General features: G+C 65.4%; 10 protein-coding genes. 2 read left to right on the top strand and 8 right to left on the bottom strand.

Annotated features, from left to right (window positions below):
- The 6 genes from J0J10_RS26650 to J0J10_RS26625 all read right to left on the bottom strand — a co-directional run.
- Positions 1-190 (bottom strand): transposase (locus J0J10_RS26650; protein ID WP_291650634.1); only part of this gene is annotated, 190 nt, incomplete at its 3' end.
- Positions 191-253: 63 nt separating this feature from the next.
- Positions 254-1,411 carry a CaiB/BaiF CoA transferase family protein gene (locus J0J10_RS26645; RefSeq protein WP_291650632.1) on the bottom strand — a complete coding sequence of 386 codons (1,158 nt, stop codon included), beginning with the start codon at positions 1,409-1,411 and terminating at the stop codon, positions 254-256.
- Between the two features lie 17 nt (positions 1,412-1,428).
- Positions 1,429-2,706: a TRAP transporter large permease gene (locus J0J10_RS26640; RefSeq protein WP_291650630.1), complete on the bottom strand. Its 1,278-nt coding sequence runs from the start codon at positions 2,704-2,706 to the stop codon at positions 1,429-1,431.
- Positions 2,690-3,265, bottom strand: a complete 576-nt coding sequence (locus J0J10_RS26635; protein ID WP_291650628.1) for a TRAP transporter small permease — start codon at positions 3,263-3,265, stop codon at positions 2,690-2,692. Before J0J10_RS26635 ends, J0J10_RS26640 begins: the two co-directional genes overlap by 17 nt.
- Complete coding sequence (locus J0J10_RS26630; protein ID WP_291650626.1) at positions 3,265-4,287, bottom strand: TRAP transporter substrate-binding protein; 1,023 nt, start codon at positions 4,285-4,287, stop codon at positions 3,265-3,267. The genes J0J10_RS26635 and J0J10_RS26630 overlap by 1 nt, the downstream gene beginning before the upstream one ends.
- A 139-nt stretch (positions 4,288-4,426) precedes the next feature.
- On the bottom strand, positions 4,427-5,386 hold the full coding sequence (locus tag J0J10_RS26625) for an SMP-30/gluconolactonase/LRE family protein (protein ID WP_291650624.1): 960 nt from the start codon (positions 5,384-5,386) through the stop codon (positions 4,427-4,429).
- 226 nt (positions 5,387-5,612) lie between these two features.
- Between J0J10_RS26625 and J0J10_RS26620 the strand changes: the two genes are divergently transcribed.
- Positions 5,613-6,524 carry a LysR family transcriptional regulator gene (locus J0J10_RS26620; protein WP_291650622.1) on the top strand — a complete coding sequence of 304 codons (912 nt, stop codon included), beginning with the start codon at positions 5,613-5,615 and terminating at the stop codon, positions 6,522-6,524.
- Between the two features lie 80 nt (positions 6,525-6,604).
- The gene (locus J0J10_RS26615) at positions 6,605-7,537 is read left to right on the top strand and encodes a hydroxymethylglutaryl-CoA lyase (protein ID WP_291650620.1); all 933 of its coding nucleotides are present in this window, start codon (positions 6,605-6,607) and stop codon (positions 7,535-7,537) included.
- Between the two features lie 99 nt (positions 7,538-7,636).
- Here J0J10_RS26615 and J0J10_RS26610 read toward each other — a convergent pair whose 3' ends face one another.
- Together J0J10_RS26610 and phbB are read right to left on the bottom strand one after the other, a co-directional pair.
- Positions 7,637-8,449 carry an SDR family NAD(P)-dependent oxidoreductase gene (locus J0J10_RS26610; protein ID WP_291650618.1) on the bottom strand — a complete coding sequence of 271 codons (813 nt, stop codon included), beginning with the start codon at positions 8,447-8,449 and terminating at the stop codon, positions 7,637-7,639.
- 61 nt (positions 8,450-8,510) lie between these two features.
- Positions 8,511-9,233: an acetoacetyl-CoA reductase gene (gene phbB, locus J0J10_RS26605; protein ID WP_291650616.1), complete on the bottom strand. Its 723-nt coding sequence runs from the start codon at positions 9,231-9,233 to the stop codon at positions 8,511-8,513.
- Between the last annotated feature and the right edge of the window lie 73 nt (positions 9,234-9,306).

Genomic DNA, 9,306 nt, shown 5'->3' with positions numbered 1-9,306 from the left:
ACCAGCCGTAATACATCGACGAGGCGATGCCTTCGCGCCGGCATAGCTCGGCGATGCTCTCCTCGCCGCGCACCCCTTCCAGCACGATGCGGATTTTCTCTTCGGCCGAGAACTGCCGCCGCGTCGCTCGGCGGATATCCTTCACGACCTGTTCTGCCAGTGCTTTCTCCGGCCCGGAGTTGTGTCTCATCTGCACTCCAAAATGGCTGCGATGATCCAGAAATCCTCCCTTCCCGAAAACCCCTGAACCGTCTCAAGGGCCCTGACGGCGGACACTCAGCTCCGTACCAGGATTCAGCAGTTCGACCGTGTGCTCTCCCAGTTGCGGGGGCGGCCGGCGAACCTGACAGGCGCGCTCCTTCAGCTTGATGGGGAAGCCCAGCATCCGGACAGTGTCATGCGCGGCAGTCGGCACGTCGATCGCCATCTTCTGCGATGCGATCTGCGGGTCCGAGAAAACCCCCTTGAGATCGTAGATCGGCCCGCAGGGGACACCGGCGGCATTGAGCCGTTCGATCCAGTCGGTGGAATCGCGCTCGCTCAGTCTTTCCTCGACCAGCTCCCGCAGCCTGTCGCGATGCTCCACCCGGCGGAAATTATCGGCGAAGTCCGGGTCGTTCTTGACCTTCGGCAGGTCCAGCGCATCCATCAGGCGACCGAAGAAGACGTTGTCGCTGGGCGCGATTGCGATCTGACCATCGCGTGTCTTGAAGAGACCATAGGGCGAGGCGATCGGATGGTCGTTGCCGGTTCTGGGCAGGACCTCGCCGGTCGCGAAGTAATGCGAGGCCGTATAGGCGAGCAGGCTGACCATCGAGTTGGTCAGGCTGACATCGACGCGCTCGGCTCCTCCGTTGCGCTCGCGGCCGAGCAGTGCGGCGCAGAGCCCGAGCGCGCCGTAGATGCCGCAGACCAGATCGCTGATCGGCAGGCCGCTGCGCTGCGGCGGATCTTCCTTGCCGCCGTTGACGCTCATGAAGCCGCTCATGGCCTGCGCGATGAAATCGAAGGCCGGCCGATCGCGATACGGACCATCCGCACCGAAGCCGGTGATCGAGCAGGTGATGATGCCCGGCCTGATCTGCTGCAGGCGCTCCTCGCCGAAGCCCAGGCGCTGCATCACGCCGGGGCGAAAATTATCGATCACCGCATCGGCGTCGACGAGCAGCTTCTCCAGGCCGCGCTTGCCCTCCTCCGTCTTCAGATCGAGGACGACCGAGCGCTTGTTGCGGTTGAAGGATGCGTAATACCAGCTCAGGCCGTTGCGGCCGCTGCCCTGCGTGCGCAGCGGATCGCCCTCGGACGGTTCCACCTTGATGACGTCGGCACCCAGATCGGCCAGCAGCATCGTGCAGAACGGACCGGAGATAACGCGCGTGAGATCGACGATTCGTAGGCCGGTCAACGGCATTTACAGCCTCTTTGGGATTAGAAGGAGAGGTTTGGCAGCCAGGTGACGATGCCCGGGAAGATCGAGATCAGGACCAGAACGACCAGCGACCAGCCAAGGAAGGGCAAGAGCTGGACGGCGATGGGCCAGAGCGGAACGCGGCCGACCGCGCCGGTCACGAAGAGCAGCAGCCCGATCGGCGGGTGCAGCATCCCGATCATCAGGTTCAGCACGACGATCATGGCGAACTGGATCGGGTCGAGACCGAGCTGGGCCTGGATCGGCAGCAGCGTCGGAACAAACATGACCAGGGCCGGCAGCGGCTCCAGGATCATGCCGACTACGAAGAGCATCACGTTGACGATGAGCAGGATGATCAGCGGGTCATTCGAGATCGACAGGATGCCCTGCGAAATGCGCGTGGCGATGTGCGACTCGTTGAGCAGCCAGGCGAATGGTCCTGCCGCGGCGAGCAGGAACAGGATGACCGCGGAGGTCTTGCCGGCCGCCAGGAAAACCTCGCCGAGGCTGCGGACCTTGAGATCGCGATAGATCGCCATGCCGACGATCAGCGCATAGACGCAGATCACCCCGGCGGCTTCCGTCTCGGTGATCACGCCCGAGCGGATCCCGACGATGATCAGGACCGGCACCAGCAGCGCCCAGATCGAGGCGCGGGTGGACGTGGCCCGCTCGGCCCAGCTCGCGGCCGGCTTGGCGGCATAGCCCTCGCGCCGCGCCACCCAGGCGCAGATCGCCATATAGCCGGCAAAGAGCATCAGCCCCGGCACGACGCCGGCGAGGAAGAGCTTGCCGATCGAGAGATTGGCCATGATAGCGTAGATGATCAGCGGGATCGAGGGCGGCAGGATCGGGCCCAGCATCGCGCCGGCGGCGATGACGGCGGCGGCATAGCCGGGCTTGTAGCCCTCCTTCTTCATCGACGGGATCAGGATCGAGCCGGTCGCGGTCGCATCGGCGACGGCCGAGCCCGAGATGCCGGCCATGATGAGGTTCGTCATCAGGGCGACCTGGGAGAGGCTGCCGCGCAGATGGCCGACCATGGCCGTGGACCATTCGATCAGGCGGCGGGTGACGCCGCCGCGGTTCATGATCTCGCCGGCCAGCACGAAAAGCGGCACCGTGATCAGTGCCGCGCTGTCGACGCCGGACACCACGGTCAACGGCGCCATCACCGGATCGATGCCACCATGCATGACCATGCCGATGAGGGCGGCGAGGATCATCGCAAAGCCGACATCGAGCCCCGCGACGAGCAGGCCGAAAAAGATCAGCGTACTAATGATGATCATCATGATCGGTCACCGCATCCACGCCGAGACGGCCGCCCATCAGCGTGTCCGCGATGCGCAGGGCCAGGAAGATGACAAGCAGGATGAGCCCGGCGAGGAGCGCTCCGTACATCACGTCGTAATAGAAGGGCGTGCCCATGATCGCCTGGAAGGAGCCGACTTCCAGCAATTGCCAGCCGTTCACGAGCAACGCGATGGCGATCACCATCATCACCACGTCCAGGAACACGCCGGAGACGCGCCGGACACTTTCCGGCAGGAAATGCTGGATCACCTCGATCCGGATGTTGGCGCGACTGCGGACGCCGAGCGCGAACCCCAGAAAGGCCATCCAGACCATGCCGATCCGCGCGATCTGGTCATGTGCGTCGAACTGAGTCTTCAGCACATAGCGGTCGGCGACCTGACCGACGGTGAAGGCGAGCACCACCGTCAGGGCCAGGACGACCAGAATCTTGACCAGGGTCTCGAGGATGTGGACCGGAACGGTCAGCATGCGCACGCCCTCCGGGCGCGCGGGCACCTCCGCCCGCGCCCGTGCATCGGCATCCGAGAGGGCCATCAGGCCTCCTGCAGCTTGCGCAGCCGCGCGACGAAGCCCTTCGGCCACATCTTGCCCTCGAGATCGTCCTCGACGCCGGCGACCGCCTTGCGGAAGGCGGCGATGTCGGGAACGACATAGGTGCAGCCGGCCTTCTTCAGGATTTCGATCGCATCCGTGTCGAGCTGCTTGGTCAGCTGGGTGGTCACCGTGCCGGCCTCCCGCGAGGCCTTGCGGAAGAGTTCGCGATCAGCCTCGTTCAGGCCCTTCCACAGCCGCTCGGAGCCGAAGAAGCCGACGAGCTCGTTGACATGGTCCGTAGCCGACCAGAACTTCGCAGCCTCGTGGAAGCGCGGCGGAATCGCGAGGTCGAAGCCGTTGTCCTGGCCGTCGACCGTGCCGCGCGAAAGCGCGCTGTAGATTTCCAGCATGCCGAGCGGCGTCGACTGGGCGCCGAGGCGGTCGAACATCGCCCGCAGCATGGGGATGGCCGGGATCCGAAGGCGCAGGCCCTTGACGTCTTCCGGCATCATGATCGGCCCGCGCGTGCTCTGGATGGCGCGCGACGAGCGCTGCCCCCAGGCGCCGAAGACACGCACCCCGGCGCTCGTCGCCATCTTGTCGAACATGCCCTGCAGTTCGGCATCGGAGTTGATGATCTTCTCCGCCCACTCCCCGTTCTTGAACAGGTAGGGGACGTAGAACACGTTGAAGGCTTCCCCGCCGCGCACGAAGGAGATCGACGACAGCCCGAAATAGGAAAAATCGACCGTTCCGAGCTGCATCGCCGACAGAAGCTGGGCGATGTCGCCGAGCTGGCCGTCGGTGTAGACGCTGACATTGTAGCGGCCACCGCTCTCGCTCTCGACGACCTCCTTGAAACGGTTCAGCGCCTTGTGCCAGGGGCTGTTGACCAATGCGATCGTCGCGATCTTCAGGGTCTTGGTCTGGGCCCGCGCGATGCTGGGCATGCCGAGCGCGGTGCCAGCACCGCCGAACAGGGCGCCGCCCATCAAGGTGCGTCGGTCGATCCGGATCGTCATCTGTTTCTCCCTCTTTTCGGTAGCGTTGACCGCCCCGGCTTGTATCGATTGCCTTCGCGTCCGGCGCTCGGCGCAGATGGGGCCTCGTGGCCCGGCAGAGAGCCGGATCTGCGCGCGCTCGCCGGGGTTCGCTGTTGTCTCAGAATTCCCAGTGGACCGGCGGCGCCCCGGCGATGGGCGAGCGGAAGCTCGCCAGATGGGGCGCGAAGAGCGAGCCGAGATAGACCGTCTTCAGGTCGGGGCCACCGAAAGCGATGCCGGAAAGATTGCCGGCCGGGCGCCGTCCGCCTGCGTCGAGATGCGCGCGGGTATAGGTGCCGTTCTGGAAGGCCTGCTCGGCCTCGTCGATCGCCTTTGCGTCGCTGTCCTCGAAGATCACCTGCTGCACGCCGTCCTGCGTGGTGCGGATGACCCGGTTGGATACCACTGTCACGGTCCAGACCGCACCTTCGGCATCGAAGGCGAAACCGTCGGGGAAGCTCGCCGCGCCATACTGGGCGAAGGTCTCGCGCGGGCCGAGCGAGCCGTCTTCGGAAATGGCGAAGCGGCTGGTCCGGCGTGCGATTGTCTCGTTGACATAGAGCCAGCGCCCGGTTGGATCGACGATCGCCTCGTTGGTGAACCCGAGCCCCTCGGCAACGACCCTCGCCCCCTTCTCGTCGATGAGGATGATGTAGCCGTCGGCATGGCCCTTCTTCATCGAATGCTCACGCGGGATCAGCTTGGTCGAAACGCTGACCCAGACGCGGCCCTTGGCGTCGGTGCCCACGAAATTCGTCGGCTCGATATGGCGGCCGTCGATCTCCAGCAGCTTGGGGGACATCTCGCCATCGGGGCGCATGTGCCAGACGCCGCCTTCCGGCCCGAGATCGGCGATCAGGAAGCTGCGGTCGGGCATCAGCGCGAAGCCGTTGGGCAGAAACCCGTTCGGCCCGTTCTTGGCACGGATCAATTCGGTCCTGCCGTCGCTGCGTATGACCGCGATGCCGCCGCGCTTGTCGGGCATGAAAAGGTCGCCGGACCGGGTCGCCATGACGCATTCGGCGCGTGAAAGATCCTCGCCCACATAAGCGAGCGCGCTCGTATCGACGGAAAGCATTTGAATTCCTCGTAGACGTCATCCAACCCGATACGGCTACCGCTTGCTGCCGGTGCCGATTTATGTTCGCTCACCGCCATTGGCTGCGGTGTTGGACAAAGAGCCTACTCGAAGCCGGGCCGGCGAATAGTCGTGAATCGGAACGCCCGCGTTCTCGATCCGTGAACACACATATCGAGGAACGGGACGAGGTATGAATTTCCGGCCGGATCTGACCACTTTGCGCATGTTTCTGGCCGTTTACCGGCAGGGGAACATGACCAAGGCGGCGGAACGCGAGCACATCGCCCCCTCCGCCATCAGCAAGCGCATCCAGGATCTCGAGCTCGAGATCGGCACCCCCCTGTTCTACCGCCACGCGCGCGGCATGACCGCGACTCCCGCCGGGGACGCGCTGGCCAGGCACACCGCTGGCTTGTTCGACGACGTGAACCGGATGGCGGCGGAACTCAGCGTCTTCAGCAAGGGCGAAGAGGGGCAGGCCCGGCTCCACGCGCACCAGTCCGCGGTCGTGCAGCATCTGCCGCAGGAGCTCGCGGCCTTCCGGACAGCTTATCCGAAGATCAAGATCCTGCTGCGCGAGGAGACCAGCCCGAACGTGGTCCAGTCCATGCAGGACGGGCTGGGCGACATCGGCATCTTCGCCGAACATAGCCAATTGCCCGAAGGGCTGGAAATCTACGAGTACAAGCGGGATCCGCTGGTGGCGCTGATGCCCCACTCTCACCCGCTGGCGGCACGCGCATCGCTGACGCTGCCGGAGATCACCGGCTATGATTTCATCAGCCTGGAAACCGGCTCCTCGCTGCAGGTGCTGCTCGCCAACTCGGCTGCGCAAGCAGGCGTCGACATCTCCTTCCGGATCGAGGTCGTCACTTTCACCGCAGCCGTGCAGATGGTCGAATACGGCTTCGGGATCACGATCGTGCCCGCCGGCATTGCGCGCATCTACTGCGCCAAGGACAGGATCGTGGCCGTGCCGTTCTCCGATTCCTGGGCGCTGCGCCGGCTGATGATCTGCACGCGCGACGAGCCCAAGCTCACTGCCGCCGCCAGGCTGCTTCTCAACCATCTGCGCGGCCCCGATGCGGTGCCCCTGCATTTGCCTGCCACGAAGGGCTCGCTTCCCAATCGATAATGGTCGCCCACGACGCAGCTCGCTAAGTCCTCTGGATGAAGGCGGCGCGGAAATGCGACGCCGCCATGGGAGGATTAGTGATGGCCAGCGTCGAAATCGTCGAAGTCGCACCGCGCGACGGGCTTCAGAACATCGCGGCGTTCGTGTCGACCGATTCGAAGCTGGAGCTGATCCACGCCCTCGTGGCGGCCGGCGTGAAGCGGATGGAGATCGGCTCCTTCGTCAGCCCCAAGGCGATTCCGCAAATGGCCGATATGGACGAGGTCGTCGCCCGCCTCGGGCCGTTGCCGGGCCTCCACAAGGTGGCCCTCGTGCCGAACGGCAAGGGCGCGCGTCGCGCGATCGCGGCCGGCATCGATGAGCTGATCTTCGTGATCTCGATGTCGAACGCGCACAATATGAGCAATGTGCGCCGCCCGACCGCCGCCTCGATCGAGGATCTCAAGGCGACCCTGGCGGAGGTCGACCCCGATAACCGCCTGACCGTCCGCGTCGGCCTGGCGACAAGCTTCCACTGCCCTTTCGAGGGCACGATGGACGAGGATGCGGTGTTCGCGACCATCGGTGAGATCGCAAAAATCCGCGCCGACATCGAGCTGACGCTGGCCGACACGACCGGCATGGCGCTGCCCGACCATGTCGGCCGGATGGCGCAGCGTTGCCTGGCCGCCTATCCGTCCATGCGCTGGTCGTTCCACGGCCACGATACGGCCGGTTTCGGCATCGCCAATGTTCTGGCTGCCTATCAGGCAGGAATCCGCTCGTTCGACGGTGCGGCCGGCGGTCTCGGCGGCTGTCCCTTCGCGCCCGGCGCGACCGGTAACATCGCCAGCGAGGATCTGGTCTATCTGTTCGAGCGCATGGGCGTGGATACGGGCATTGACCTCGCCAAGCTGCTTGAGGCCGCCGAGCTTGCGCTGTCCTTCGCCCCGCAGACCGTGCGCAGCCACGTCCTCGCCATGCCACGCGAACGTGCGATGGCCGGCGGTGGTCCGGCGGCCTGTGCTGCCTGAGCCATTTCGCGCTCCGATGCGCGGGCTGCGCGTGCAGCCCGCGTCAATCACCGCTTGGCTGTTTCGAACTGGTCCTTGCGTTTCCTGGACGCTCCCCGATCAGGACGTCCTTGCCGCCGCGGCGGTATATCCATTGCCTCCGCCGCCAACGGTGTAGGCTTTCTCGGCGCTCCAGCCGCCATCGACCGGCAGGACGACGCCGTTGACGAAGCCGGCGAGCGGCGATGCCAGGAAGAGCACGGCGTTGGCGACATCGTCGGAGCTTCCCTTGTCGCCGAGCGGCACGACTTCCCGGAGCCCGTTGCGGAAGCCTTCATCGTCGAAAAAGCCTTCGGTCATCGGCGTGCGGATCGTGCCCGGCGCGATGGCGTTGACGCGGATACCGTCGCCCGCCAGATCGCGCGCCAGGTTCCGGGTCAGGCCGACCAGCCCATGCTTGCTCGCCGTATAGGCCGGCCGATGCGTCAGGCCCATGATGCCGGCGACGGATGCGACATTGACGATCGATCCGCCGCCGGTCTCGCGCATTCTCAGCGCGGCTTCGCGCGTGACGTAGAACGGCCCGCTCAGATTGACGGCGATGACGCGCTCCCATTCGGTGGGATCGAGATCGTAGATCCTGGAGACCTCGCGAATGCCGGCGCAATTGACCAGGATATCGATCCGGGCCTGATGCCGGTCCAGCTTTGCGAACGCCTCGGCGACCGCCGCTGCTGAGGAGACGTCGACAGCGATCGCGATGGCTTGGCGCTCCGTGCTCGCCAGCAGCTCCCTGGCGGCCTCGTCCGCGCGCTCAGGGCTGCGGTCCATGGCGACGATACGGGCGCCATGGCTCGCCAGCGTCCTGGCGATGGCCAGGCCGAGTCCGCCGCCGCAGCCGGTCACGACCGCGGTTTTTCCATCGAGCAGCATGTCTCGTTCCTCCTTCCACCGCCAGCCGTCCGCCGGCCGGAGCCCCGGATCCCGCGGCAGGTCAGATCAGATAGGTTCCGCCATTGGCGGTGATCGTCGATCCCGTGATGAAATCGGCCTGCTCGGATGCCAGGAAGCAGACGCAGCGGGCGATGTCCTCCGGCGTGCCGAGGCGGCCGACCGGGATCTCGGCGAGCAGGCTCGCGACCAGTTCCGGGCTGGAGGACCGGACGATCTCGGTGTCGATATGGCCGGGAGCGATGGCGTTCACAGTGATGCCGCGGCGGGCATATTCCATGGCGAGCGCCTTGGTCAGGCCGTAGAGGGCGGCCTTCGCCGTCGAGTAGTTGACCTGCCCGTAGCGACCCCGCTGGCCGTTGATCGAGGAGATGTTGATGATCCGGCCATAGTGCCGCTCGCGCATCCCCTCGATGACCGCTCGTGTCATGTAGAACGCCGAGTGTAGGTTGGTGTTCATCACCACATGCCAGTCCTCGTCGGACATCTTACGGAAGGCACGGTCGCGGGTGATGCCGGCATTGTTGACCAGGACCTCGATCGGCCCGAGCGCCTGCGTCACCTCGTCAACGCCGCGACGGCATTCCTCGGAGCTGCCGACATCCCAGCGGAAGACCGGGATTCCGGTCTCCTCGCGGAACTCCTCGGCCGCTGCGGTATTGCCGACGAAACTTGCCGCCACGGTGTAGCCGGCTTCCTTCAGGCCGCGCGCGATGGCAGCGCCAATCCCGCGGGTCCCGCCTGTGACGAGCGCCACTTTCGACACGATATGCTCCTGTTTCATGACGGGCAGGGCGCTCCAGCGCTGCGCCCGCTCGGATGGGTGATGGGATGGACGG

The sequence above is a fragment of the Allobosea sp. genome (assembly GCF_017308075.1).
Lineage (GTDB): Bacteria > Pseudomonadota > Alphaproteobacteria > Rhizobiales > Beijerinckiaceae > Allobosea.
Note: the sequence above shows the minus strand (reverse complement) of the source record. Positions and strands in the feature narration are given on the sequence as shown.